We start from the raw sequence: 22,508 nt of genomic DNA on the forward strand, positions 1-22,508 counted from the left end.
AGCGAGGGTGTCGGCGCAGGGGGTCGAACGTTCGTGGTGTGTGGTGGTGCCCCACCACGCCACCGGCGCCCGGCTGGCCCGGCACCGGCTCGCCGACGAACTCGCCGAGGTCGTCCCCCCGGCGCTGCTGGCCGACCTGGTGGCGGTCCTGGCCGAGTTGGTGGGCAACGCGGTCCGGCACGCCGACCCGCTGCCCGGCGGGGTGGTCCGGGTCGCCTGGCGGTTGCGGCCCACGCCGACCGGCCCGCGCGTGTCGATCCGGGTGACCGACGGCGGCGCGGTGGCCGGTCCGCTGATGCGGGAGGCCAGCCCCGACGCGGTGGACGGTCGTGGCCTGCACATCGTCTCCGGCCTCTCCACCCGCTGGGGGGTGGACCGGGACGGCCTGGGCCAGAGCGTCTGGGCCGAGTTCGAGCCGAACGCCTCGTCCCGGCCCGATCTGGTCACGGCCGGCTGAACCGGCGCCCGGGAGGCGGGTCCTCCCCACGCCGCCCGGCCCCGGCCTCTAGGCTGTGTCGCCGTGAGCAAGCGTCGAAAGAACCAGCGCGCCGTCGAAGCCACTCCGCGTCGGGAGAAGGTCCGCGACATCTTCGTCCCCCGCCCGTTCGAGGGACTGGCGGACGAGCCGGAGTGGATCGCCCTGCGCGAGCTCGTGCCGGCCGCGTCCGCGCCGCTGCGGCTCACCCCCGAACTCGTCGAGGAGTACGGCGACCGCCCGGTCACCCTCGCCACCGTGCTGCCGATGGCCGCCCCGGCCATGACGAAGCCGGACGGGCGGGTCCTGATCGGCCTCCAGCGGCACCAGCAGTCCGGTGACGTCTCCCGGGACCTGGCCGAGGCGCTGCTCTGCGCGCTGCGCACCGAGCCGGGCGGCCAGGTCTCCGTGCCGCCGCTGCCGGGTCCCGGCCCGCGCCTGCAGGACATCCTGGTGGACGGCCCGCTGGAGATCACCATGCACGACGGGTTCGAGTTCTGGCTCGACCCGGGCGCGACCGACGACCCGGCCGTGCAGGCGTCCCTGGAGCGGGCCAACGCCGCCATCTACCCGACCGTGAAGCTCGCCGCCGCCGCGGCCGCCTACTGGTGCCAGGTGCCGGAGAAGGCGCACGTGCGCTGGGTGCTGCCGGAGGACGAGGACACCGCGCTGGACGCCCTCTCCCGGCTCTCCGCGGCCGGCACGCTGACCCTCGGCGAGCAGACGAAGTTCGCCGGCATGTTCCGGGCGCACGGCCGGCTGGTGCCGGTCTGGGACCTGCCGGAGGACGCCCCGGCCGCCGACTGGGAGGCCCCGGTCGCCGAGTTCGCCAAGCGGTACGCCGAGGCGCTGGAGGAGAAGGAGCCGCTGGACGCCGCCGGCCGCCGGGCCCGCCAGGGCCTGCTCGGCCGCCAGCTCACCCTGCGCTGACCCACGCCCGACCCGCACCACCACGGCCCGCCGGCCCACCCGGCGGGCCGTGCCCGTCAGGCGGTCCGTCCCCCGTCGCGTGGTCCGTCCCCGTCGCGTGGTCCGTCCCCGTCGCGTGGTCCGTCCCCGTCGCGTGGTCCGTGGCCGCCCGGCGGGCCGTGCCGGTCAGTTCCCGGAGGCGTGCAGGGGCTCGCGGACCAGCGGGCACGACATGCAGCGCGGGCCGCCCCGGCCGGAGCCCAGCTCCGAGCCGGCGATCGGGATGACCTCGATGCCGGCCCGTTCGAGCTGCGCGTTGGTCTCCACGTTGCGCTCGTAGCCGACGCAGAGCCGCGGGGCCAGCGCGAGGGTGTTGTTGCCGTCGTCCCACTGCTCCCGCTCGGCGGTCACCGGGTCCAGGCCGGTGTCGATAACCCGGAGCTGGTCGAGGTCCATCGCGTCGGCGGCGGCGCGCAGGAACGGCGCGGGCCCGTCCACCCGCGGCTCGCCGTCCGGCCCGGCGATGACCGTGTACGCCGACAGCGTGCTGGCGATGTTCGGGTACATCAGCACCGCGTCGACGTCGACCATGGTGCAGACCGTGTCCAGGTGCATGGTGGCCCGCTCCTGGGCGATCGGCACCACCAGGATGGTGTGCGCCAGCCCGGCGGCGAACACCTGCCGGGCCAGCCGCTCGGCACCGGCCGGGGTGGTCCGCTCGCCCACCCCGACGGCGAGCACGCCGGGGGCGAGCAGCAGCACGTCGCCGCCCTCCAGGTGTTCCAGCTCGGGGTGGTAGACGGCCTCGGTGCCGACGAAGCGCGGGTGGTACCGGTAGATGGCGTCGGTGAGGGTGGTCTCCCGGCGACGGGCCGGCATGGCGAGGCTGGTGACGCCGACCCGGTCACCGATCCACAGTGACGAGTCGCGGGTGAAGAGCAGGTTGGGCAGCGGGTCGATGACGAAGTCGTGCCGGTCCATCAGCGTCCACACCAGGCCGCCGGGGCGCTCCGGGCTGATCCGCACCTCCTCGTGGGCGAGCCCGGCGATGAACACGTCGGCCAGGGCCGCCGGGTCGAGGTAGGCGAGGTGGTCGGCGACCCGGCGGCGCAGGGTGTCGCCGAGCCGGGGCGAGCGGAGCACCTGCTCGGTGAGTTCGACCCGGGCGTCGGGGACGGCGAGGGTCTCGGCGAGCAGGGTGGCGAGGTAGAGCACCTCGACCCCGCGTTCGCGCAACGCCGCGGCGAACGCGTCGTGCTCCTCCTGCGCGCGTCCCACCCATGGGATAGCGTCGAAGAGCAACGAGTCGTTGTTGCGAGGGGTGAGCCGGGCGAGTTCGGGCCCCGGTCGGTGCAGCAGCACCGTGCCGAGCCGACCGACCTCGCTGTCCACGTAGTGGGTCACCCTCGCAGCGTAGGACAGGTATGAGCGGTGTTCACGGGAAGAAGTGCGGATGAATATGGCATTCATCCGCACTCATTCCGGCGCTCCAACTTGCCGTACCCCCCGGATGGCAACGTAGGGTAGTGAGGACATAACTTCGAGGGACCTTTTGCCGGAGGTCGCGATGACTGTCTTTCCCGCTCGCCGAGCCGTACCCACCCGGGCACTGCCGCCCGTGGCGGTGCCGCACCCCCGCACGGAAGCGCCCTCCGCGCTCCAGCCGGCCCGGCCGAGCCCGTTGCAGTGGGCCCGCCGCCGCCGGGCCGAGCGGGACGCCCGCCGCCTGGAGGCGGCCGGGGCGCGGGCGCTCGGTCAGCTCGACCACCTCGGGCCCGCCTGGCACGTCATCGAGTGGCCGCGCACGGACGCCGTCGACGCGTTGCTCGACCGCGGGCAGGACGACCGCGCCGGCTTCCTCGCCATCGGCCCGAGCGGGCTCTTCGCGGTGAGCATCGCCGACCACGGACGGGCCCGCGTGCTGGTGGCCGGTGACGTGGTGCAGATCAACGGCAAGCGGCCGCCGTACGTGGCCGAGGCCCGCCGGGACGCCAAGCGCGCGAGCAAGGCGCTCTCCGAGGCCGTCGGCCTGCCGATCCCGGTGACGCCGGTGCTGACCTTCGTCGGCTCCGGCGTCATCAGCGTGTACGGCCTGCCGAAGGACTGCCTCATGGCGACCCACCGGGAGCTGGACCGGCTCCTCGTCGCCGGCGGCAACCGGATCAGCCCGGCGACCGCCGAGAAGCTGTCCCGGATCGCGCAGCAGCCGCAGACCTGGCTCAACGGCACGTACCGTCCCGCCGCCGACTACCGGTGGTACGACGAGGGCCGAACGGCCGCTGACAAGCCGGCCGCCCGCCGGTAACGTCACCGGCGACGCCACGCGGTCCGGGCCGCCGGAAGGCCCCCGGGACCGCGCCGTCGCCGGCCGTCCGGTCGGTCCGGGCATCCGAACGTCGACGGCGACCGGTGACACGAGCGCGGTCGAGCGCCTGTCGAATCGACCGGCTAGCGTGGACAGACCGTCGGTGTACATAGGAGGCGCGGTGGCCCACGTCGAACTCTCGCTCTCGGATGTGTTCGCACCAGCCTCGCGGACACCGCCGGAGCAGGAGTCCGACAACGTCGGCCAGTGGTCCGCCACCGTCTCCCACGCCGACGAGCCGTGCCTGCTGATCGACGCGGAGACCCGGGTGGTGGCCATCTCCGCGTCCGGCTGCCGGCTGCTCTGCCTCGGCGCCCCGGAGGACGTGGTCGGCCTGCCGCTGCTGGAGGGCGGCCTGCGGCTGCTCGACTTCACCGCGGCCCGTGGCGAGCTGACCGAGCAGGAGACCGACAAGATCCCACCGCTGCTCGCACTGCACTCCGGGCGGCTCGCCCGGGGGCTGCTGCGGGTGCAGGCCGCCGGTGACGACGCACCGGACGCCACCGTGGACGCGATCTCCACCCCGGTGCTCACCGACGGCGAGGTCGCCGGCTCGCTCACCTTCTTCTCCCAGGTCTGACCCGCCGCGTGGCGGGTGCCGCGTGCCACGGCCCGGGTCCCGCCGACGCCGTAGGGTGCCCTCATGCTCGATCTCGCTCTGCTCCCGGGTGAGTACGCGGTGTGCCGGCTGCCCGCCGGGACGCCCCTGCCGTCCGGGCTGTGGGCCGAGCCGGGCCGCGCCGACGTGGTGACCGTGAGCTGGACCGCCGACGGGATCTCGGTGATCTGTCCGGCCGACCGCGTGCCCCGGCAGGCGGAGGTGGAGACCGCGTGGCGGTGCCTGCGGATCGTCGGGCCGGTGGGCACACCGGTGACCGGCACCCTGGCCGCCCTGGTCGGCCCGCTCGCCGAGGCCCGGGTCAACGCGGTGGCGTTCTCCACGTACGACACCGACCACGTGCTGGTCCCCGCGGTACGACTCGGCGAGGCGACCGTCGCGCTGGAACGCGCCGGCCACCGCGTCCTGCGCTGACCTTCACGCCGCCGCCCGATCCTCCTACCATGGGCGCACCGGCCACCCGGCCGCAACGACCCGTCTCGATGCCGACGAGGCTCGCCCCCTGAGGACCGGCCGTGCCGCCTGACCCATCGCACCGCGCCGCCGCGCGCCGGCTGGCCGTGGCCGCCGCCCTGCTCGCCGCCCTGCCGCTCGCCGCCTGTGACGCCCCGCCGGCCGGGGGCGCCGCCGCCCCGGTCACCTCGCCGGGCGTCGGCGGGCCGCCCACCCGCGGCGTGCTGCCGGGTGGGGTGCCCACGGCGGTGCCGCCGGTGACCGCCACCCCCGGTTTCCCACCCGGGACGACCCCGACCCCGACCACCCCGCTCGTGCCGCCCGGCCCCACCCCGGCGGCGGTCGCCACCGCCTGCGCGGGCCGACCGTCGGCCGACCGGGTGGTGGGGCTGCTGCGCGACCGGGTGCTGCCGGCCGGCGTCCGGGTCCGGGCCACCACCGGTCCGCTCTGTGCCGACGGCTGGCAGTACACCGTCCTCGCGGTGACCGGGCACGAGGCGCTCCAGGTGGTCACCCGGGGCGAGCCGGGCGCGCTGCGCCTGGTCACCGCCGGCACGGACGTCTGCTCGATCGAGGTACGCGCCGCCGCGCCACCCGCCATCCGGACGTCGGCCTGCGACGCCGGGCCGGGCGCGTTGCCGGGGCCGTAGGCTGGGTGACATGCCCGGAACACCGCCGACCCGCTTCGTCTACCTCGGCCCCGAGGGGACCTTCGCCGAGCAGGCGCTGCGCACCGTCCCCGCCGCCGAGCACGGCAGCCGTACGCCGGCACGCAGCGTCGGTGAGGCGCTGGACTGCGTACGGGCGGGTGAGGCGGACGCGGCCCTGGTGCCGCTGGAGAACTCGATCGGCGGCGCGGTGGGGGTGACCCTGGACGAACTCGCCGAGGGGGACCCGCTGGTGATCACCCGCGAGGTGATCCTGCCCGTCGAGTTCGTGCTCGGCGCCCGCCCCGGCACCACCCTGGAGTCGGTGCGCGACGTCGCCGCCCACCCCCAGGCGTCCACCCAGTGCCGCAACTGGCTGCGCGAGCACCTGCCCGACGCGACCGTGGTCGACGTGCTCTCCAACGGCGCGGCGGCGGCCGGCGCGGCGGCCGGCGAGTACGACGCGGCGATCTGCGCGCCGATAGGGGCCACCCGGCACCGGCTGGCGGTGCTCGCCGACAAGATCGCGGACCATCCGGACGCGGTGACCCGGTTCGCGCTGGTGTCCCGCCCGGGGCCGCCGCCGCCCCCGACCGGGGACGACGTCACCTCGCTGGCGGTCTACATCGCCCACGACCGGGTGGGCGCGCTGCTCTCGGTGCTGATGGAGCTGGCCGTGCGCGGGGTCAACCTGACCCGGATCGAGTCCCGCCCCACCGGTGAGGCGCTGGGCCGGTACGTCTTCTTCCTCGACGGCACCGGGCACGTCGCGGACGTCCGGATGGGTGAGGCGTTACAGGGGCTGCGCCGGGTCTGCGCCGACGTGCGCTTCCTCGGGTCGTACCCCCGGCACCGCTGGGCCGACGGGGTGGGTGACCGGCCGGTCCCGGCTCCGGCCGGGCTCTCCGACGCCGACTACGCCGACGCGGCGGCCTGGCTGGCCCGGCTGCGGCGCGGCGAGCTGACCTGATCCGGCGGGGCGCCCGGACCGGGCGCCCCGTCGGCGCGCTCAGCTGAGCAGACCGCCGAGCAGACCGCCCTGTTGCTGCTGCTGGCCGCTGCCCATGATCGGCGGCTCCTCGGACGGCTGGACCACCACGAAGCCCTGGCCGGCGAAGCTCATCGTGAACGCCTCACCGGTGCTGCGGCCGAGCAGGGTGCCCAGGCCGAGCTGCTCCGCCCGGTGGTAGCCGGTCTGGAGGTTGGCCGACCAGCAGACCGCGGCCTGCGGGTCGACGTAGGTGGGGGCGTCGACGTTGAGCACCACCGGGGTGCCCTTGGTGGTGATGGCGATCCGGCCGTGGCCGGTGAAGACGCAGTTGAACAGGCCGGACGAGGAGGCCATGCCCGCGCCGCCGACCATCTTGATGTCGTACGACAGGGTCGAGTCGAAGGCCAGCACGCTGGAGCCGTTGATGGAGAGCGCGTCGCCCGGCTCCAGGTCGATGATGTGCACGTCCTTGGCCAGCTCGGCGAGGAAGACGTCACCCTGGCCGGTCAGCTTCATCAGCGGCACGCCCTCGCCGGTCAGCCGCTGCTTGATGAACTTGCCGATGCCCCCCGAGCCGAGTGCCTGGAACTGCACCTGACCCTGGTACGCCACCATCGAGCCGACGCGGGCCATGGCCTCGCCGTTGAGTTCGATCTTCAGCATCTTGGAGTTCTGCAGCCGCATGCCGGGCTGGGCGGACTCCTTCTCGAGGTTCTCCGCGGAGAACAGCGCGCTGCGCATGGTCTTCCTCCTGATTCGGGGTGTGCTCCCCCACCGTAGGCACCCGACGCAACGGGCGGCATCCGCCGAGCGGGGCGTCAGCCCCAGCCCAGGGCGTGCAGCCGCTCGTCGTCGATGCCGAAGTGGTGGGCGATCTCGTGGACCACGGTCACCGCCACCTCGTCGACGACGTCGTCCTCGGTGTCGCAGATCCGCAGGATCGGGCGGCGGTAGATGAGGATCCGGTCGGGCAGCACCCCGGCGTAGTCCCAGCCGCGCTCGGTGAGGGCGTGCCCCTCGTAGAGGCCGAGCAGGTCCTCCCCGGGGGGTGGGTCGTCCTCGACCAGGATCACCACGTTGCTCATCAGCCCGAGCAGCTCTTCGGGCACCTCGTCGAGGGCTTCGCCGACCAGCTCCTCGAAGCGCTCACGGCTCATCTCCACCGGCACGCCGTCCATTGTCCCCGACGCCGGGCCGGTCGGCCGCCGCGCGATCCGGGGCCCGTCGTCGCCGGGGCCGAGGGACGCTCCCGGGACGCGGACGCCGCCCACCCCGGGCGGGGCGGGCGGCGTCGGGACGGATCAGGAGGCGAGTCGGGCGTTCAGGGTGATCTGGGCGCCCGGGGAGAGCAGCCGCGAGATCGGGCAGTTCTCCTTGGCGGCCTCGGCGAGCTTGGTGAACTGCGCCTCGTCCATGCCCGGCACCTGGCCGACCGTCTCCAGGTCGATTCGGGTCACGGTCATGCCCGCGTCGGTCTTGTCGAAGTGCACCTTCGCGGTGGTCTCCACCGAGGTGTCGGCGGCGCCCGCGTCGGCGAGCTGCTTGGAGAGGGCCATCGAGAAGCAGCCGGCGTGCGCGGCGCCGATCAGCTCCTCGGGGTTGGTCCCCTCGCCCTCCTCGAAGCGGGACTTGAAGGAGTAGTTCCCGGTCAGGCCGCCCTTGCCGGTGCGGACGGTCCCGGAACCCTCGGTGAGGTTGCCCTGCCAGCGTGCGGAAGCGGTACGGATAGGCATGCTGCGACGCTAACCGAAACCGCTCCGGCCGGCGACCGTCCGGCACCGATCCCGGCTCGCGCCCCCGGCCGACCCGGGCGGGGCGTGACATGATGCGGGCAGGTCCGGGACAGCGGAAGGTGATCGGAATGTCACAGGAAAGCCCGATCCCGCGACAGGACGACCGCACGGACGGGACGACCGTCGTCGAGTGGGGCGCGGCGGAGGACGCCCCGACCCGACGGTTCGGGCGCGGGCTGGCCGGCCTCCGGCAGGACGGTCGGCTGCCCCTGGTGGTGGCCGCCCTCGGCGCGGTGGCGGGGATGGCGTCGTTGCTGGGTGAGTGGCTGGTGCTGACGCTGCCGAACGGTGGGCCGGAGGGCGACGCCACCATCCAGGTGCCGAACGGGGTGTCCGAGATCGGCGGTTTCGGGGTCGCGTACCTGGTGGGGCTGCTGCTGCTCACCGCCGCCGTGGCGCTCGCCCTGCGCGGCGGCCCGGCCGTCCGGCGGGAGGCCCGGGTGGCCGGCCTGGCCGTGGCCGGCGCGTTGCTCGCCCTGCTGACCGCGACGGCCCTGTCGTTGGACGACTCCGGGCAGCGGGCGCTCTTCTACTCCACCGACGACGGCTTCCGGGTGGCGTACGGGCGGGGCCTGGTGATGGCGTTCGTCGCGGCGGCACTGCTCGGGGCCGCGCTCCAGGTCGCCGGCCGGCAGCCGGCCGGGTCCCCCGGGCCGGCGGCCGACCCGGTCGACCTCCGCCGGCCGGAGCGGGGTGGGGAGTCCGCAGCGTCCCCGGCCCCGGCCGACCTCACGGTCGCGCCGACGGTCCCGTTCGCCCGCCGGGATCCGGACGCCTGACCGGCCGCGTGAGGGTGCCGAGCACGCCACCGGGCGTTGGCACCCGATTCGCCGGGAAGTCATGGTTGCGACCGGTTCCGCGAGGTACGGTTGCTGCCCGCCGTCAACTCCGGTCGAGGCACCGACGACCGAGAACGGCCGGCTGCGACGGCGGCGGGCGAAGGAGGAACGATGACCCGCCCGGGACTGCCCAAGCTGATCGCCACCGACCTCGACGGGACGCTCGTCCGTAGCGACGACACCGTCTCGGCGTACACGCACGGGGTGCTCGACCGGGTGCGCGCCGCCGGCATCCCGGTGGTCGGCGCCACCGGCCGTGGCCCCCGGCTCAAGGAACTGACCCGCAACGACATCCGCGCCGCCGACTTCCTGGTGATGGCCGGGGGCGGTTGCGTGGTGGACCAGAGCGACCCGGCCGGCCCGCTGGTGCTCCGGGACGAGCGGCTGCCGGGTGCCGTGCTGGCCACGCTCCTGGCCGACCTGGAGGCGGCGGCGGGCCCGCTCACCGTGATGGTCGAGGCGTCCGACGAGCACGACGCGCCGCTCTGGGGCGACTACCACCCGAGCTGGCCGTACCAGGACCGGTTCGAGGCGCGCAGCCGCGCCGAGTGCCTCTCCGTCGACGTGATCAAGGCGTTCGCACGGACCGCCGACCATCATGTCGACGAGTTGCTCGCGGTGGCGCGCGAGATCATCCCACCGCACGTCGCCACGCTGACCCAGGCCGGGCTGGGGTTCATCGAGATCTGCCCGCCGGGGGTGGACAAGGCCACCGGTCTGAGCGTGGTCGCCGAGCGGCTGGGCGTGGACCCGGCGGAGGTGCTGGTCTTCGGGGACATGCCGAACGACCTGCCGATGTTCGGCTGGGCCGGGTGGGCCCGGGTGGCGGTGTCGAACGCCCACCCCGAGGTGCGGGCCGCCGCCGACGAGATCACCCTGCGCAACGATGACGACGGAGTCGCGGTCTACCTGGACCGACTACTGTCCCGGTGATGGGAATCCCACCCCGACTCGTCGCCACCGACATCGACGGCACCCTGCTCGCCGACGACCGCACGCTCAGCGCCCGGACCGCCGCGGTGCTGGAGCGGATCACCGCGCAGGGCACGCCGGTCGTGCTGGTCACCGGCCGCCCGATCCGCTGGCTCCAACTCGTCTACGACCAGCTGCCCGCCCCGCTGCCGGCGATCTGCGCCAACGGCGCGGTGGTCTACGACCCGGCCGCCGACGAGGTGCTCCGGGCCGACCCGCTCGCCCCGGAACACCTCGCCGAGGTGGCCCGGCGGCTGCGCGCGGCGGTGCCCGAGGTGAGCTTCGCGGTGGAGATCGTCGACAGCCGGCAGATGCGGCACGAGGCGCACTACCCGCTGCGCTGGGACGCCGACCACGAGGCCATCCGGGCCGTCGAGTCGCCGGAGGAGCTGCTCTCCGCCCCGGCGGTGAAGCTGCTGGCCCGGGCCGGCGAGCAGGACCCGGACGCCTTCGTCGAGCTGGTGGCCGGGGCGTTGCAGGGGCTGGCCGAGGCGACACACTCGTCGTACAGCGGGCTGGTGGAGATCTCCGCCGCCGGGGTGACCAAGGCGGCCGGGCTCGCCTGGTACGCCGACCGGCTCGGCGTCACCGAGCAGGACGTGCTCGCCTTCGGGGACATGCCGAACGACGTGCCGATGCTGACCTGGGCCGGGCGGGCGGTGGCGGTGGCCAACGCGCACCCCGCCGTCCTGGCGATCGCCGACGAGGTGACCGGGGCGAACACCGAGGACGGCGTGGCGGCGTACCTGGAGAAGGTCTTCGGGGTGGAGTGAGCGGGGCGGCGCCCCGCGCGCCGTCAGAGGTACTGGCCGGTCTGGTGCTCGCCACCGTGCGGCTGGCCCATGCCGGGCATGCCGGGCATCATCCCGGCCGGGCCGCTGGGCAGCGCCTGCCGACCGGAGCGCATCTGCTCCAACTGCACCCGGGCCGCCATCTGCTGCGCCACCAGCGCCGCCTGGATGCCGTGGAACAGCCCCTCCAGCCAGCCGACCAGCTGGGCGTGGGCGATCCGCAGCTCGCCCTCGCTGGGGGCCTTGTCCTCGGTGAAGGGCAGCGAGATCCGCTCCAGCTCCTCGCGCAGCTCAGGGGCCAGGCCCTCCTTCAGCTCGACGATCGACCGCTCGTGGATCTCCCGCATCCGGTGCCGGCTGGCGTCGTCGAGCGGAGCGGCCTTGACCTCCTCCAGCAGCTGCTTGATCATGCTGCCGATCCGCATCACCTTGGCGGGCTGCTCGACCAGGCGGGCCGGGTCCTCACCCTGCTGCTCGTCGGTCTGCACCGTGCCGACCGGGCGGCCGTCCGGTCCGATCACCACCACGGTGCCGGAGTGCCCGGCGCCGTCGCGGCCCGGCTCGTCTCTCTGTCCAGCGGAGTGCGCTTCGGTCATGGCACCCATCTTTACCCACCGCCGCGAGCCGCACGCGGTGGGACCGGTCACCGCCGCCACCGGTCCGGCGGGGCGCGCTACCGTCGCCGACATGCCCGCCGACCCCCGCGCCGTGCTCACCCGCCCCGCGCCCCCGCCCGACCTGACCCTGGCCTACGGGGACCACCCCGACCAGATCGTCGACCTGCGCCGCCCCGCCGGCGACGGCCCGCTCCGGCCGCTGGTCGCGATCCTGCACGGCGGCTTCTGGCGGGCCGAGTACGACCGCGCCCACACCGGCCCGCTGGCCACGGCGCTGGCCGGGCTCGGCTGGCCGGTCGCCCAGGTCGAGTACCGGCGCACCGGGCAGCCGGGCGGCGGCTGGCCGGGCACCCTGACCGACGTGCGCACGGCGGTGGCGGCGCTGCCCGGGATGGCGGCCCGGGCCCTGCCCGGCCAGGTGGCCGCCGGGGCGCCGCTGCTGCTCGGCCACTCGGCCGGCGGGCACCTCGCGCTCCACGTCGCGGCGCACGCCCCGGACGCCGTACGCGGGGTGCTGGCGCTGGCCCCGGTCGCCGACCTCGCCGAGGCGTACCGGCTGGACCTGGACGGCGGCGCGGTGGCCGCGCTGCTCGGTGGCGGCCCGAGCGAGCACCCGGACCGGTACGCGGTGGCCGATCCACGGGCATTGGTGCCCCCGCCGACACGGACAGTAATTTGCCACGGTGTGCGGGATCGGCAGGTCCCGGTGGCGATGAGCCGGGACTACGTGGCCGCCGCGCGGGCGGCCGGCGGCGACGTCACCCTGGTTGAACTGCCGGAATGTGAGCACTTCGGCCTCATCGATCCGGATTCGGCGGCCTGGCCGCAGGTCAGGGATGCGTTGCAGTCCCTCTGGAAAGATCAAGAGCCATTGACGCAGCGTCGCTAAGCAGGTAGAACGCCGGAGGGCGGTGACGCCCGGCAACGCTCCTCGGAAGGATTTCGGTGTCGCACATGAACCGCAGGCGCGCCCTTCAACTGCTGGCCGCACTCGGTACCACCGGGCTGGTCGCCGGCTGCGGCACCGACGACGACGGCGGCGAGACGATCGCGGACGGCTCGCCGATCAAGATCGGCCTGATCGCCCCGGAGAGTGGTATCGGCAAGGCCGTCGGCCAGGACATGGTCAACGGCTTCGAGCTCTACCTGTCGATGCACGACCAGCGCCTCGGCGGCCACCCGGTGACCCTGGAGAAGCGGGACGAGGGCGACACCGCCAAGACCGGCCAGGCCGCCGTCAACGACCTGCTCAAGCAGGGCGTGCTCGCCCTCACCGGGGTGGCCAACCCGGTCGTCATGTCGGGCATCCGCGACATCGTGGAGAAGGCCCGGGTGCCGCTGATCGGGTCGAACGCCTCACCGGTCAGCCTGCAGAGCGTCGTCTACATCTGGCGGACGTCGTACGTGCTGGACGAGCCGGGCCGGGCGCTCGGCGGGTACCTCAAGGAGCGGATGCCGCCCGGCAGCAAGGTCGTCGTCATCGCCCCCGAGGGCGGCGGCAGTCTCGACGTGGTGCAGGGCTTCCGCCAGGCCTTCGGCGTCGACGACCCGCGACTGGCCGGCGAGCCGATCTGGGCCAGGTCCGCCGCGAACCCCGGCGAGAACACCTACGCCGCCGACATCCGCGCGGCGCTCGCCCGCGAACCCGACGCGATCTTCTGCCACTTCACCGGCCAGGCCGCGATCCAGTTCATCCGGCAACTGCGCCGCAACCGGCCGGCCTACACCGGGCCGCTCTACGCGCCCGGCTTCCTGACCGAGGGCAACGTCCTCAACGAGGTACGCGGGGTGCTGCTCGACGACGACGACAACCTGCTGCCCGGGACGATCCAGACCGCGTCGAACTACTCGGCCGACCTGAACAACGCCGCCAACCGGGTCTTCGCCTCGGCGTACCGCAAGACGTTCAACGTCTCCCCCAGCACCTACGCGATGGCCTCGTACGACGCCGCGCAGGTGCTGGACAAGGCGATCCGCCTGGCCGGGCCGGACCCGACCCCGCAGCAGGTCAACCTGGCCCTCGGCAAGATCGGCCAGATCGACAGCCCGCGGGGGGTGTGGCAGTTCAACCAGCCGCGCACCCCGCAGCAGAAGTGGTACCTGCGCACCGTCCAGCTCGACGGTCGGCTGCTCTCCAACGTGATGGTCAGCGAGGTCGCCACGCTCGGCTGAGCATCCCCGGTACGCCGAAGGGCCGGCCCCCGCTCGGGGCCGGCCCTCCGTCCGTCGGAGTCGGGACGCGTCAGTGGCGCAACTCGGCGATGCAGCACTTCACGCTGCCGCCGCCCTTCTTCAGCTCGGCCAGCTCGACCGGGACCGGGTGGTAGCCGGCCGCCTTGAGCTTGCCGGCGAGCCGGGTGGCCTCGCTGTTGAGCACGACGTTGAGCCCGTCGCTGACCAGGTTCAGGCCGAAGGCCAGCGCGTCCTCGTCGTCGGCGAGCACCGCGTCCGGGAAGAGCTGGGCGAGGACCCGCTGGCTGGCCGCCGAGAAGGCCCCCGGGTAGTAGACGACGTTGGTGTCGTCGATCGAGGCGAGCGCCACGTCCAGGTGGTAGAAGCGCGGGTCGACCAGGCGCAGCGACACCACCGGCCGGCCGAGCGCCTCCTGCGCCTCGGCGTGCGCCGGCAGCTCGGTACGGAAGCCGTGGCCCGCGAGGATCAGCCCGCCGTGCGCGTCCGGCAGGTAGGCGAAGTCGCCCTCACCCTCGTTGGTCTCGCTCGGCGCGATGAACCGCCAGCCCTGCGACTCGTAGAAGGCCCGGTGCGCGGCGGCCTCGGCGGTCCGCTGCTCGTGCTTGAACCGGGCGCCGTAGACGGTGCCGTCCACCACGAAGGCGCCGTTGGCCGCGAAGACCATGTCGGGCAGCCCTGCCTCGGGGGTGAGCAGGTGCACGTCGTGACCGAGGCCGACCAGGGTCTCCCGCAGGCGGTCCCACTGCTTGACCGCCAGCTCCGCGTCGACGGGCGTCGTGACGTCCATCCACGGGTTGATCGCGTACTCGACGGCGAAGTGCTCGGGCGAGCACATGAGATATGTCCGCTTTCGCGGGACTCGCTGCTGGTTCACGGTGACCAAGAGTAGGTAGCGTAGAACTTTGGTAACAGCCAGAACTCTTGCTTTCTGAAGGCGGAACGTTGCAGATAGATGCGGTCGACCAGCGAATCATTGCGTTGCTCGTGGCAGATGCCCGGGCCTCGTACGCGGACATCGGGACCCGGGTGTCACTCTCCGCTCCGGCGGTCAAGAGGCGAGTCGACCGGCTGCGCGCCGCCGGGGTGATCCGCGGGTTCACGGCGGTGGTCGACCCGGCCGCCGTCGGGTGGACCACGGAGGCGTTCGTGGAGCTGTTCTGCGCCGGCCGGACCACGCCCGCCCAGATCGGGGTGGCCGCCCGCCGGCACCCCGAGGTGGTCGGGGCGTACACCGTCTCCGGGGAGGCGGACGCCCTCGTGCACCTGCGCGCGGCGGACATATCCCACCTGGAGGAGGCCCTGGAGCGGCTGCGGGCGGAGTCGTTCGTGACCTCCACCCGCAGCACCATCGTGCTGTCCCGGCTCGTCGAGTCCCCCGGCGTCGGCCCGTCCACCACCTGACCCCTTGACCTGAAGTCCACTTCAGGTCGTCGAATGGGTCCGTCGTCCCGGCGGTGCCGGACTCCCGGCAATGCCGGCCCCCCGGCCGGCGCCGGGACGGGACACGGAGCGGAGGGGGAACGGTGCGGGCGATCTGGTTACGGGAGTTCGGCGGGCCGGAGACGTTGACGCCGGGGACGGCACCCGACCCGGTACCCGGGCCCGGGCAGGTGCTCATCGAGGTGGCGCACGTCAACCTGACCTTCGTCGAGACGATGTTCCGGGCCACCGGGTTCGGCCCGCACGCCGCCCCGCTGCCGCTGATCCCCGGCAACGGAGTGGGCGGCGTGATCGGCGCGGTCGGCCCGGGCGTGGACCCGGCGCTGGTCGGCCGGCGGGTGGTCAGCGGCACCGGCGGCTCCGGCGGGTACGCCGAGCGGGTGGTGGTCGACCGGACCGCGCCGGTCGAGGTGCCGGACGGGCTGGCGCTGGACGAGGCGGTGGCGCTGCTCGCCGACGGTCGTACCGCGCTGCTGCTGAGCGACGCCGCCGCCCCGCGTACCGGGGAACGGGTCCTGGTGGAGGCGGCGGCCGGCGGGGTCGGCGGCCTGCTGGTGCAGCTCGCGCGGCGGGCCGGCGCGCAGGTGGTCGGGCTGGCCGGTGGCCCGCGCAAGACGGCGCTGCTGCGCGAGGCCGGGGTCGACGTGGTGGCGGACTACACCGCGCCGGACTGGGCCGACCGGATACGGGCGGCCACCGGCGGGGTGGACGTCGTCTTCGACGGGGTGGGCGGTGACATCGGCCGGACCGCCTTCGACCTGCTCGGCGCGGGTGGCCGGATGCTCAGCTTCGGGCTGGCCGGCGGCTCCTGGGCCGACGTGCCGGACCGGCTCGCGGCGGACCGGGGGGTGACCCTGCTGCGGCCCACGGCCGGGCCGGACGAGCTGCGCGCCCTCACCGCGCGGGCGCTGGCGGAGGGCGCGGCCGGGCGGCTGCGCCCGCTGATCGGGCAGCGGTTCCCGCTGGAGCGGGCCGCCGAGGCGCACGCCGCGATGGAGTCCCGCGCCACCGTCGGCAAGACCCTGCTCGACGTCGGCTGAACCCGCCGGCCGTGCCGTGGCGGCGCGCGGCCTGGCACGACGCCGGCAGCCGGGTGATGCCTGCCGGCGGCGTCGGGTGATGCGCTGCCGTGCCGTGGCAGCGCGGCGGGGATCAGAGGTACATGCCGGTGCGGTGGCCGGAATCCGCGGCGGTGCGGCTGGGCTTGTCGCCCTCGCCGAAGAACCGCTTGCCACCGAACTCCCCGTGCAGCCGGTCGTCCAGCTCGTCGGCCAGCCCGGTCATCACCTGCACCGCCAGCATCAGGTGGGTGGCCTGGAAGTTCCGGCCGAAGACGGGGATGGACGCCCACACGGTGTCGTCGGCGCAGTAGAGCCGGCCGATCGGCATCCGGTTGGTCAGCTCCGAGAGCTTCACGTAGAGGCGCTCGGTCGGCTCGACCTCGGTGAGCACCGGGGAGAAGACGTCGACCAGCGGCGGGTTGTCGCGTACCCGGACGAAGACCATGGCCGAGCCGGCGCGGATGTTGATGTCGCCGTCGGAGTCGACCTGGAGCGCGTCGGACTTCGACTTCAGCATGGTCGACACGACCGTGCGGACCCGCTCCTCCAGGGCCAGGACGTCGTTGTCGCCGCCCTGCGCGGTGGCCGCGGCGGCCAGCGCCTCGTCGAGGTCGGCCTCCACGTCCCGGTCGGGGCCGAACTCGCTGCGCGCCGTGCCGAGCGGCTCGACCGGCAGCGACTCGCCCTGCGCGTCGTGCACCAGGTACACCAGGAACGCCGGGTGCGGGGCGCCGTACACGTCGCGCAGGGTGCGGGAGAGCAGCGCGGCGAGCGTGCTCGCGTCCTCGGTCGAGCCCTCCAGGCCGAAGTCCTCGCCCGAGCCGGCCAGCACGCCGGGCGGCGACCAGCCGAGGGCGATCATGTCCGCCACGGCGGCCCGGTCCAGCCGGTAGCCCTGCGGCAGGGTGGCGTTGCCGACGGCCCGCGCGACGACCCGGCCCTCGGCCACATCCACGCTGACGGAGTAGACGGCGTCACCGGTGCCCGAGGCGGTCGGGTCGAGGGTCAGTTCGAGGTGCGCCCCGGCGGGCAGGTCACGTAGCCGCTCGGCGAGCGCCCGGGCGAACTCCCGCCACGCCTCGGTGACCTTGGCCCGCAGGTCGGCCGTGGTCGGCTCGTCCAGCAGGACCGACTCGTGATGCTCCGGCGATGCGCCGGGTTGATCACTCGCCGGCTTCGAGGGGTGCTCCGCCGTCATGATCGCCTCCGTCCGTCAAGGTCACCCTACCCACGCCGCCCGGGGAACGAATCCACCGCGACCGGGATCGGACAACCCGGACGGGCAGGGCTCACTCGGGGCGTTCGCCGCCCAGCTCGACCGGCCACGTCCCGGCCAGCGCGCTCAGCCGGGCCGCCGCCTCCGCCGGGTCCGCGCCGCGCGCCACGGCGATCCCGAGCAGGTACGCGCTGACCGGCGCGCCCGGCCGCAGCACCTGGTGCGCCACGTCCTTGGCCAGCTCCAGCACCGTCGGCACCGGCACGGCGGCCGGGTCCAGCCCCAGCTCGGCGCAGGCCGCCGTCACCCAGTCGTCCATCACCGTCATCGTGTCCACTCCTCCGCCCGGCGTACGTCCGAGTCAGTGTCGCAGTCGAACCAGGGCGGCGGGCCGCTGCCGGACCAGGGCAGCTCGCGCACGGTCAGTTCGGCCAGCAGCTCCCGCATCGAGGCCCCGTCGAGCGTCCCGCCCCGGCGGGCGGTGAGCCGGTCGAGCGCGGCCCGCAACGCCGCCACCCGCCACACGCCGCAGAGCGGCTGCCGTCGCGCCCGGTCGTCGACGAGGCACACCCCGTCGGCGTCCCGGTCCGCGTCCAGCGCGGCCCGGAGGGCGGCGACCGCCTCCCCGGTGAGCAGCGGCAGGTCGGCGGCGAGCAGGGCGACGATGGTCGTACCGGGGTGCAGCGGGGCGAGGCCGGCGGCGGTGGCGGCGACCGGGCCACCACCGGGTGGCTGCTCCCGGGTCACCAGGACGCCGTCGGGGACCGGGCCGGCCGGCCCGACCAGGACGCGCGGAGCGGCGTCGGCGACCGCCGCCAGCACCCGCTCCCGCATGGGCAGACCGCCGACCGGCACGCCGGGTTTGTCCCGCCCGCCCATCCGCCGGGCCGCGCCTCCCGCGAGCACCACCGCCGCGTACGCCGTCACCCGGTCACCGTATCCGCGCCCCCGTGCCGTCCGGCCTCCGGGACCGCCCGCCCGCCGCGTCCACCCGGCCGTCCCGTTCCGGTCGTGGCAGGTGGCGCGACCGGCGTGCCCGTACCCCGCAATCGGCGAGAAACCGGCGCGGCCGGACCCGGCGGACGTCGCCGTGCGGGCGGCCGCGGCGGCGGGGCAGGATGGCGGGATGGGACGGGCGACTGACCGGCGGGGCGTGCTCCGGATCGACCTCGACGCGGCGGTCGACGGACGGGCGGCGCTGCGCCGGCCGGACACCCTGGCGGTGGAGGAGCCGCTGGAGATCCGGGTCGGTCCGGCCGGCCCGGGACGGCGACGCCCGCTCACGGTGACCATGCGGACCCCCGGGGACGACCTGGACCTGGCGCTCGGGTTCCTGCTCACCGAGGGGCTGATCCGCTCGGACGAGGACGTGCGCACCGCCCAGCTCTGCGCGGGCGCGCAGACGCCGAACACGTACAACGTGGTGGACGTGGTGCTCGCCCCCGGCGTGCCGGAGCCGGCCACCGACCCGACCCGGAACTTCCACACCACCAGCTCCTGCGGGGTCTGCGGCAAGGCCAGCATCGACGCGATCCGCACCCGGTCCCGCTTCGCCGTCGCGGACGACCCGCTCACCGTGCCCGCCGGACTCCTGGTCGAGCTGCCCGACCGGCTGCGGGCGGCGCAGCGCGCCTTCGACCGCACCGGCGGGCTGCACGCGGCCGGCCTGTTCGACGCCGACGGGGCGCTCGTGGCGCTGCGCGAGGACGTCGGCCGGCACAACGCCGTGGACAAGGTGGTCGGCTGGGCGGTACGCCAGCGACGGCTGCCGCTGACCGGCCACCTGCTGCTGGTCTCCGGCCGGGCCAGTTTCGAGCTGACCCAGAAGGCGTGGATGGCCGGGCTGCCGCTGCTGGCGGCGGTCTCCGCCCCGAGCACCCTCGCGGCCGACCTGGCCGAGGAGGCGGGGATGACGCTCGTCGGGTTCCTGCGGGGGCGGTCGATGAACGTCTACACGGGAGCCCACCGGATCCGGCACTGACCCGTCAGGACCGGCGGCGGGGACGACGGCCCCTGCGACGGACCACCGGGGACGGCTCCCCCACCGCCGGCCAGCCGTCCAGCTCCGACGGGGGCACGCCGCGGCGGAGCAGGTCGTCGAGGAGTTGGGCCAGCGAGTAGTCGGGGTGCACGGCGAGGGCCCGCTCCAGCGCCACCGCCGCCAACGCGCCCTGGCCGCTCCGCCATGCGGCGAAGGCCAGCAGACTCGCCGGCGCGGCGATCAACTCCTCCTCGGCGCGGCGGAGCACGTCGCTCCAGAGGCTGATGTCCTCGTCCCGCCCGTCGGTGCGCTCCCAGGCGTGGTCACGGACGGGCAGGTGGGTCAGGAGCAGGCTGAGCCAGGCCACCTCGTCGTCGGTCAGCCGCTCACCCCGGCGGTGCCGGCGCAGGGCGGCGCGTACCGCGTCCACCCCGGCGGTGCGGACCGACCGGCCGCCGAGCAGGTCGGCGGCGGGCGCCTGCTCCAGCAGGGTGAGCAGTCGCCGCTCGGCGCGTACCCCGGCCCGGCGCATCGGCGCCGGATCGTGCCCCGCCTCGGGCGCGACCAGGGCGGTGAGCGCCGCCCGGTCCGGCAGGGCGACCTGGCCGGCGTAGACGGCCGCCGCGCCGACCCGGCTGCTGCCCGGGTCGTACGGGGTGCCGTCGGGCGGGCAGCAGTCCACCCCGTCGCAGAGGTACGACCAGTACCGCCCGCCGGTGACCCGCAACGCGTCCAGCACGGGCAGGCCGGCCCCGGCCAGCGCCTCGCGTACCGCGTCGACGGCGGGGGTGACCCGCTCGGCCGGGCCGTACCCGATCACGGTCGCCGCGTCGGCGTCCTGCCGGGCGAGGACGTCACCGAGGTGCCGGGCGGGCAGCCGGGGATCGGCGTCGGGCAGGTCGGCGCGGGCGGCGAAGACCACCCGCCGGCCCCGCATCGCCACCACGACCACGCTGTCGGCGGGATGGAACCCGAGCAGGTACGGCACGGCGGCGACGAGGTCGCCGGGGGAACGGACGGTGAGCCGGGGGCGGTCGGTCGCGGTCATGGGGGCAGCGTGCGGCGCGGACGTGCCGGCCGACAGACCCTGTGGACGACACGCGGTCCATCCACAGACACGGAGAGTGTTCGCGCAGGTCACGGCGTTCCGGCACGCTCCGGCAGGCGACGGTGGACGCGCCGGGCCACCGGTCCGGCCGGAAGCGGATACCTTGCGCTGATGGACCTGGCGTACCTGCGGGCGCACCCGGAACACCTGCCCACCTTCCTCACCCACCAACGGATCCGGGAGACGCCGGTCTCCGGCGGGGACAGCTGCGCCGCCTCCCGGCTCACCCTGGACGACGGGCACTCCGTGTTCGCCAAGACCTGGCCGGAGCGGGCCGGCCGCCCGGTGCCGGAGGGCTTCTTCGCCGCCGAGGCCGCCGGGCTGCGCTGGCTGCGCGCGGCGGGCACGGTGGCGGTGCCGGAGGTGGTGGTGGCGCTGCCCGAGCTGCTGGCCCTGGACTGGGTCGAGCCGGGGGAGCCGTCGCCCGGGGCGGCCGAGCGGTTCGGCCGCGAGCTGGCCGGGATGCACCGGGCCGGCGCGGACGCGTTCGGCGCGGAGTGGGCCGGGTTCATCGGGGCGCTGCCGCAGGACAACACCCCCGACGAGGGGCCGTGGTCGGACTGGTTCGCGCGGCGGCGGCTCCTGCCGTACCTGCGCCGGTCGGTGGACGGCGGCGCGCTCGGCGCCCCGGAGGCCGCCCTGGTCGAGCAGGTCGTGGCACGGATCGGGGAGTTCGGTGGCGACGAGCCGCCGGCCCGGGTGCACGGCGACCTGTGGCCGGGCAACGTGCTCTGGGGGGCGGACGACCGGGCCTGGCTGGTCGACCCGGCGGCGCACGGCGGTCACCGGGAGACCGACCTGGCGCAGCTCGCCCTCTTCGGCGGCCCGCCGCACCTGGACCGGATCATGTCCGCATACCAGGAGAACTGGCCGCTCGCCGACGGCTGGCGGGCCCGGGTGCCGCTGCACCAGATCCACCTGCTGCTGGTGCACACCGCGCTCTTCGGCGCGACGTACCGGGACGCGGTCACCAGGGCGGCCCGCGCCGTCCTGGTCGGGCACGGGCGCGCTACGGTCGACGGGTGACCGCCGCCCCGACGACCGACGGCGTCCTCGTCGACCGGTACGGCCGTGTCGCCCGGGACCTGCGCGTCTCGCTCACCGACAAGTGCAACCTGCGTTGCACGTACTGCATGCCGGCGGAGGGCCTGCCCTGGCTGGCCGGGCCGCAACTGCTCACCGACGACGAGATCGTCCGATTGATCCGGGTGGCCGTCGAGCGGCTCGGCGTGACCGAGGTCCGGTTCACCGGCGGGGAGCCGCTGATCCGCCCGGGTCTGGTCGGCATCGTGGCCGCAGTGGCGGGACTCACACCCCGTCCCCGGATCTCGCTCACCACGAACGGCATCGGCCTGCACCGGCTCGCGCCCGCCCTGCGCGACGCCGGGCTGGACCGGGTGAACGTGTCGTTGGACACCCTCGACCGGGACCGGTTCCACACGCTGACCCGGCGGGACCGGCTGGCCGACGTGCTCGCCGGGCTGGCCGGCGCGGCCACGGCCGGGCTCACCCCGGTGAAGGTCAACTCGGTGCTGATGCGGGGCGTCAACGCCGACGAGGCGCCCGCGCTGCTGCGCTTCGCCCTCGACCACGGCTACCAGTTGCGCTTCATCGAGCAGATGCCGCTGGACGCCCAGCACGGTTGGGACCGGGCGACGATGGTCACCGCCGACGAGATCCTGGCCTCGCTGGCCGGCGAGTTCACGCTGACCCCCGACCCGACCGAGCGGGGCGCCGCCCCGGCCGAGACGTGGCTGGTCGACGGCGGCCCGGCGAAGGTCGGCGTGATCGCGAGCGTGACCCGGCCGTTCTGCGGCGACTGCGACCGTACCCGGCTCACCGCCGACGGTCAGGTGCGCAACTGCCTCTTCGCCACCGAGGAGTCCGACCTGCGTGACGCGCTGCGCGCCGGGGCGGACGACGCCGACCTGGCCCGCCGCTGGCAGGTCGCGACGCGGGGCAAGCGCGCGGGGCACGGGATCGACGATCCGACCTTCCTGCAACCGACCCGTCCCATGTCGGCGATCGGAGGCTGAGC

27 protein-coding genes are annotated in these 22,508 nt (G+C 74.8%); 17 read left to right on the top strand and 10 right to left on the bottom strand.

Going from position 1 to position 22,508, the window contains the following annotated elements; all coding sequences use genetic code 11:
* Positions 1–40: 40 nt before the first annotated feature.
* Together GA0070614_RS15495 and GA0070614_RS15500 are read left to right on the top strand one after the other, a co-directional pair.
* A complete protein-coding gene (locus GA0070614_RS15495) occupies positions 41–457 on the top strand; it encodes an ATP-binding protein (RefSeq protein WP_088976626.1) in 417 nt (138 codons plus the stop codon).
* 63 nt (positions 458–520) lie between these two features.
* Positions 521–1,405, top strand: coding sequence for a DUF5926 family protein (locus GA0070614_RS15500; protein WP_088976627.1), 885 nt, complete (start codon positions 521–523; stop codon positions 1,403–1,405).
* A 165-nt stretch (positions 1,406–1,570) separates the two neighbouring features.
* Here the strand turns inward: GA0070614_RS15500 and GA0070614_RS15505 are convergent, their stop codons facing one another.
* Positions 1,571–2,788 (bottom strand): arginine deiminase, encoded by a 1,218-nt coding sequence (locus tag GA0070614_RS15505; RefSeq protein WP_088976628.1) that lies wholly within the window; start codon positions 2,786–2,788, stop codon positions 1,571–1,573.
* A 163-nt stretch (positions 2,789–2,951) separates the two neighbouring features.
* Between GA0070614_RS15505 and GA0070614_RS15510 the strand changes: the two genes are divergently transcribed.
* From GA0070614_RS15510 to pheA, 5 genes are all read left to right on the top strand, one after another.
* On the top strand, positions 2,952–3,689 hold the full coding sequence (locus tag GA0070614_RS15510; RefSeq protein ID WP_088976629.1) for a hypothetical protein: 738 nt from the start codon (positions 2,952–2,954) through the stop codon (positions 3,687–3,689).
* Between the two features lie 181 nt (positions 3,690–3,870).
* Positions 3,871–4,329, top strand: coding sequence for a PAS domain-containing protein (locus GA0070614_RS15515; RefSeq protein ID WP_088976630.1), 459 nt, complete (start codon positions 3,871–3,873; stop codon positions 4,327–4,329).
* A gap of 63 nt (positions 4,330–4,392) precedes the next feature.
* Complete coding sequence (locus GA0070614_RS15520) at positions 4,393–4,782, top strand: ACT domain-containing protein (RefSeq protein ID WP_088976631.1); 390 nt, start codon at positions 4,393–4,395, stop codon at positions 4,780–4,782.
* Positions 4,783–4,922: 140 nt separating this feature from the next.
* Complete coding sequence (locus GA0070614_RS15525) at positions 4,923–5,471, top strand: hypothetical protein (RefSeq protein ID WP_172892598.1); 549 nt, start codon at positions 4,923–4,925, stop codon at positions 5,469–5,471.
* Between the two features lie 10 nt (positions 5,472–5,481).
* A complete protein-coding gene (pheA, locus tag GA0070614_RS15530; protein WP_088976633.1) occupies positions 5,482–6,438 on the top strand; it encodes a prephenate dehydratase in 957 nt (318 codons plus the stop codon).
* A 39-nt stretch (positions 6,439–6,477) separates the two neighbouring features.
* Here pheA and GA0070614_RS15535 read toward each other — a convergent pair whose 3' ends face one another.
* From GA0070614_RS15535 to GA0070614_RS15545, 3 genes are all read right to left on the bottom strand, one after another.
* Entirely contained in the window at positions 6,478–7,200 is a 723-nt protein-coding gene (locus GA0070614_RS15535; protein WP_088976634.1) for an AIM24 family protein, read from the bottom strand.
* 77 nt (positions 7,201–7,277) lie between these two features.
* Complete coding sequence (locus GA0070614_RS15540) at positions 7,278–7,622, bottom strand: metallopeptidase family protein (RefSeq protein WP_170839359.1); 345 nt, start codon at positions 7,620–7,622, stop codon at positions 7,278–7,280.
* A 138-nt stretch (positions 7,623–7,760) separates the two neighbouring features.
* Positions 7,761–8,192, bottom strand: coding sequence for an OsmC family protein (locus tag GA0070614_RS15545; protein ID WP_088976635.1), 432 nt, complete (start codon positions 8,190–8,192; stop codon positions 7,761–7,763).
* A gap of 128 nt (positions 8,193–8,320) precedes the next feature.
* Between GA0070614_RS15545 and GA0070614_RS15550 the strand changes: the two genes are divergently transcribed.
* From GA0070614_RS15550 to GA0070614_RS15560, 3 genes are all read left to right on the top strand, one after another.
* A complete protein-coding gene (locus GA0070614_RS15550; protein ID WP_088976636.1) occupies positions 8,321–9,031 on the top strand; it encodes a hypothetical protein in 711 nt (236 codons plus the stop codon).
* A gap of 171 nt (positions 9,032–9,202) precedes the next feature.
* A complete protein-coding gene (locus GA0070614_RS15555) occupies positions 9,203–10,024 on the top strand; it encodes an HAD family hydrolase (protein WP_088976637.1) in 822 nt (273 codons plus the stop codon).
* Entirely contained in the window at positions 10,024–10,836 is an 813-nt protein-coding gene (locus tag GA0070614_RS15560; protein ID WP_088976638.1) for an HAD family hydrolase, read from the top strand. Before GA0070614_RS15555 ends, GA0070614_RS15560 begins: the two co-directional genes overlap by 1 nt.
* A 23-nt stretch (positions 10,837–10,859) precedes the next feature.
* Here GA0070614_RS15560 and GA0070614_RS15565 read toward each other — a convergent pair whose 3' ends face one another.
* The gene (locus GA0070614_RS15565; RefSeq protein WP_088976639.1) at positions 10,860–11,459 is read right to left on the bottom strand and encodes a bacterial proteasome activator family protein; all 600 of its coding nucleotides are present in this window, start codon (positions 11,457–11,459) and stop codon (positions 10,860–10,862) included.
* Positions 11,460–11,541: 82 nt separating this feature from the next.
* Here GA0070614_RS15565 and GA0070614_RS15570 point away from each other — a divergent pair, with 82 nt between their 5' ends.
* On the top strand, positions 11,542–12,360 hold the full coding sequence (locus GA0070614_RS15570) for an alpha/beta hydrolase family protein (protein ID WP_088979453.1): 819 nt from the start codon (positions 11,542–11,544) through the stop codon (positions 12,358–12,360).
* A gap of 56 nt (positions 12,361–12,416) precedes the next feature.
* Positions 12,417–13,643: an ABC transporter substrate-binding protein gene (locus GA0070614_RS15575; RefSeq protein ID WP_088976640.1), complete on the top strand. Its 1,227-nt coding sequence runs from the start codon at positions 12,417–12,419 to the stop codon at positions 13,641–13,643.
* 70 nt (positions 13,644–13,713) lie between these two features.
* On the opposite strand, the gene ddaH is transcribed toward GA0070614_RS15575, so the two are convergent.
* Entirely contained in the window at positions 13,714–14,547 is an 834-nt protein-coding gene (gene ddaH, locus GA0070614_RS15580; RefSeq protein ID WP_408630691.1) for a dimethylargininase, read from the bottom strand.
* Between the two features lie 59 nt (positions 14,548–14,606).
* Here ddaH and GA0070614_RS15585 point away from each other — a divergent pair, with 59 nt between their 5' ends.
* Both GA0070614_RS15585 and GA0070614_RS15590 read left to right on the top strand, forming a co-directional pair.
* Positions 14,607–15,065, top strand: a complete 459-nt coding sequence (locus GA0070614_RS15585; protein ID WP_088976642.1) for an Lrp/AsnC family transcriptional regulator — start codon at positions 14,607–14,609, stop codon at positions 15,063–15,065.
* A gap of 122 nt (positions 15,066–15,187) precedes the next feature.
* On the top strand, positions 15,188–16,144 hold the full coding sequence (locus GA0070614_RS15590) for a zinc-binding dehydrogenase (RefSeq protein WP_088976643.1): 957 nt from the start codon (positions 15,188–15,190) through the stop codon (positions 16,142–16,144).
* Between the two features lie 112 nt (positions 16,145–16,256).
* On the opposite strand, the gene GA0070614_RS15595 is transcribed toward GA0070614_RS15590, so the two are convergent.
* The 3 genes from GA0070614_RS15595 to mobA form a co-directional block, all read right to left on the bottom strand.
* A complete protein-coding gene (locus GA0070614_RS15595; RefSeq protein WP_088976644.1) occupies positions 16,257–17,363 on the bottom strand; it encodes a T3SS (YopN, CesT) and YbjN peptide-binding chaperone 1 in 1,107 nt (368 codons plus the stop codon).
* Between the two features lie 91 nt (positions 17,364–17,454).
* A complete protein-coding gene (locus GA0070614_RS15600) occupies positions 17,455–17,709 on the bottom strand; it encodes a DUF6457 domain-containing protein (RefSeq protein WP_088976645.1) in 255 nt (84 codons plus the stop codon).
* Positions 17,706–18,308: a molybdenum cofactor guanylyltransferase gene (gene mobA, locus GA0070614_RS15605; protein ID WP_088976646.1), complete on the bottom strand. Its 603-nt coding sequence runs from the start codon at positions 18,306–18,308 to the stop codon at positions 17,706–17,708. The genes GA0070614_RS15600 and mobA overlap by 4 nt, the downstream gene beginning before the upstream one ends.
* Positions 18,309–18,507: 199 nt before the next feature.
* Here mobA and fdhD point away from each other — a divergent pair, with 199 nt between their 5' ends.
* Positions 18,508–19,362 (top strand): formate dehydrogenase accessory sulfurtransferase FdhD, encoded by an 855-nt coding sequence (gene fdhD / locus GA0070614_RS15610; protein WP_088979454.1) that lies wholly within the window; start codon positions 18,508–18,510, stop codon positions 19,360–19,362.
* Between the two features lie 4 nt (positions 19,363–19,366).
* Here the strand turns inward: fdhD and GA0070614_RS15615 are convergent, their stop codons facing one another.
* Positions 19,367–20,410 (bottom strand): DUF4192 domain-containing protein, encoded by a 1,044-nt coding sequence (locus GA0070614_RS15615; RefSeq protein WP_088976647.1) that lies wholly within the window; start codon positions 20,408–20,410, stop codon positions 19,367–19,369.
* 171 nt (positions 20,411–20,581) lie between these two features.
* On the opposite strand from GA0070614_RS15615, the gene GA0070614_RS15620 reads away from it, so the two are divergent.
* Together GA0070614_RS15620 and moaA are read left to right on the top strand one after the other, a co-directional pair.
* Positions 20,582–21,496: a fructosamine kinase family protein gene (locus tag GA0070614_RS15620; RefSeq protein ID WP_088976648.1), complete on the top strand. Its 915-nt coding sequence runs from the start codon at positions 20,582–20,584 to the stop codon at positions 21,494–21,496.
* Positions 21,493–22,506: a GTP 3',8-cyclase MoaA gene (moaA, locus tag GA0070614_RS15625; protein WP_088976649.1), complete on the top strand. Its 1,014-nt coding sequence runs from the start codon at positions 21,493–21,495 to the stop codon at positions 22,504–22,506. The genes GA0070614_RS15620 and moaA overlap by 4 nt, the downstream gene beginning before the upstream one ends.
* Positions 22,507–22,508: the final 2 nt, after the last annotated feature.

It is taken from the genome of Micromonospora coxensis, assembly GCF_900090295.1.
Classification (GTDB): domain Bacteria; phylum Actinomycetota; class Actinomycetes; order Mycobacteriales; family Micromonosporaceae; genus Micromonospora; species Micromonospora coxensis.

What these genes read in the sequence shown, in the direction of transcription:
- GA0070614_RS15510 (WP_088976629.1), top strand. Translation starts at nt 2,952, where the DNA reads ATGACTGTCTTTCCCGCTCGCCGAGCCGTACCCACCCGGGCACTGCCG.
- GA0070614_RS15520 (WP_088976631.1), top strand. Translation starts at nt 4,393, where the DNA reads ATGCTCGATCTCGCTCTGCTCCCGGGTGAGTACGCGGTGTGCCGGCTG.
- pheA (WP_088976633.1), top strand. Translation starts at nt 5,482, where the DNA reads ATGCCCGGAACACCGCCGACCCGCTTCGTCTACCTCGGCCCCGAGGGG.
- GA0070614_RS15535 (WP_088976634.1), bottom strand. Translation starts at nt 7,200, where the DNA reads ATGCGCAGCGCGCTGTTCTCCGCGGAGAACCTCGAGAAGGAGTCCGCC.
- GA0070614_RS15545 (WP_088976635.1), bottom strand. Translation starts at nt 8,192, where the DNA reads ATGCCTATCCGTACCGCTTCCGCACGCTGGCAGGGCAACCTCACCGAG.
- GA0070614_RS15550 (WP_088976636.1), top strand. Translation starts at nt 8,321, where the DNA reads ATGTCACAGGAAAGCCCGATCCCGCGACAGGACGACCGCACGGACGGG.
- GA0070614_RS15555 (WP_088976637.1), top strand. Translation starts at nt 9,203, where the DNA reads ATGACCCGCCCGGGACTGCCCAAGCTGATCGCCACCGACCTCGACGGG.
- GA0070614_RS15560 (WP_088976638.1), top strand. Translation starts at nt 10,024, where the DNA reads ATGGGAATCCCACCCCGACTCGTCGCCACCGACATCGACGGCACCCTG.
- GA0070614_RS15565 (WP_088976639.1), bottom strand. Translation starts at nt 11,459, where the DNA reads ATGGGTGCCATGACCGAAGCGCACTCCGCTGGACAGAGAGACGAGCCG.
- GA0070614_RS15570 (WP_088979453.1), top strand. Translation starts at nt 11,542, where the DNA reads ATGCCCGCCGACCCCCGCGCCGTGCTCACCCGCCCCGCGCCCCCGCCC.
- GA0070614_RS15595 (WP_088976644.1), bottom strand. Translation starts at nt 17,363, where the DNA reads ATGACGGCGGAGCACCCCTCGAAGCCGGCGAGTGATCAACCCGGCGCA.
- GA0070614_RS15600 (WP_088976645.1), bottom strand. Translation starts at nt 17,709, where the DNA reads ATGACGGTGATGGACGACTGGGTGACGGCGGCCTGCGCCGAGCTGGGG.
- fdhD (WP_088979454.1), top strand. Translation starts at nt 18,508, where the DNA reads ATGGGACGGGCGACTGACCGGCGGGGCGTGCTCCGGATCGACCTCGAC.
- GA0070614_RS15615 (WP_088976647.1), bottom strand. Translation starts at nt 20,410, where the DNA reads ATGACCGCGACCGACCGCCCCCGGCTCACCGTCCGTTCCCCCGGCGAC.
- GA0070614_RS15620 (WP_088976648.1), top strand. Translation starts at nt 20,582, where the DNA reads ATGGACCTGGCGTACCTGCGGGCGCACCCGGAACACCTGCCCACCTTC.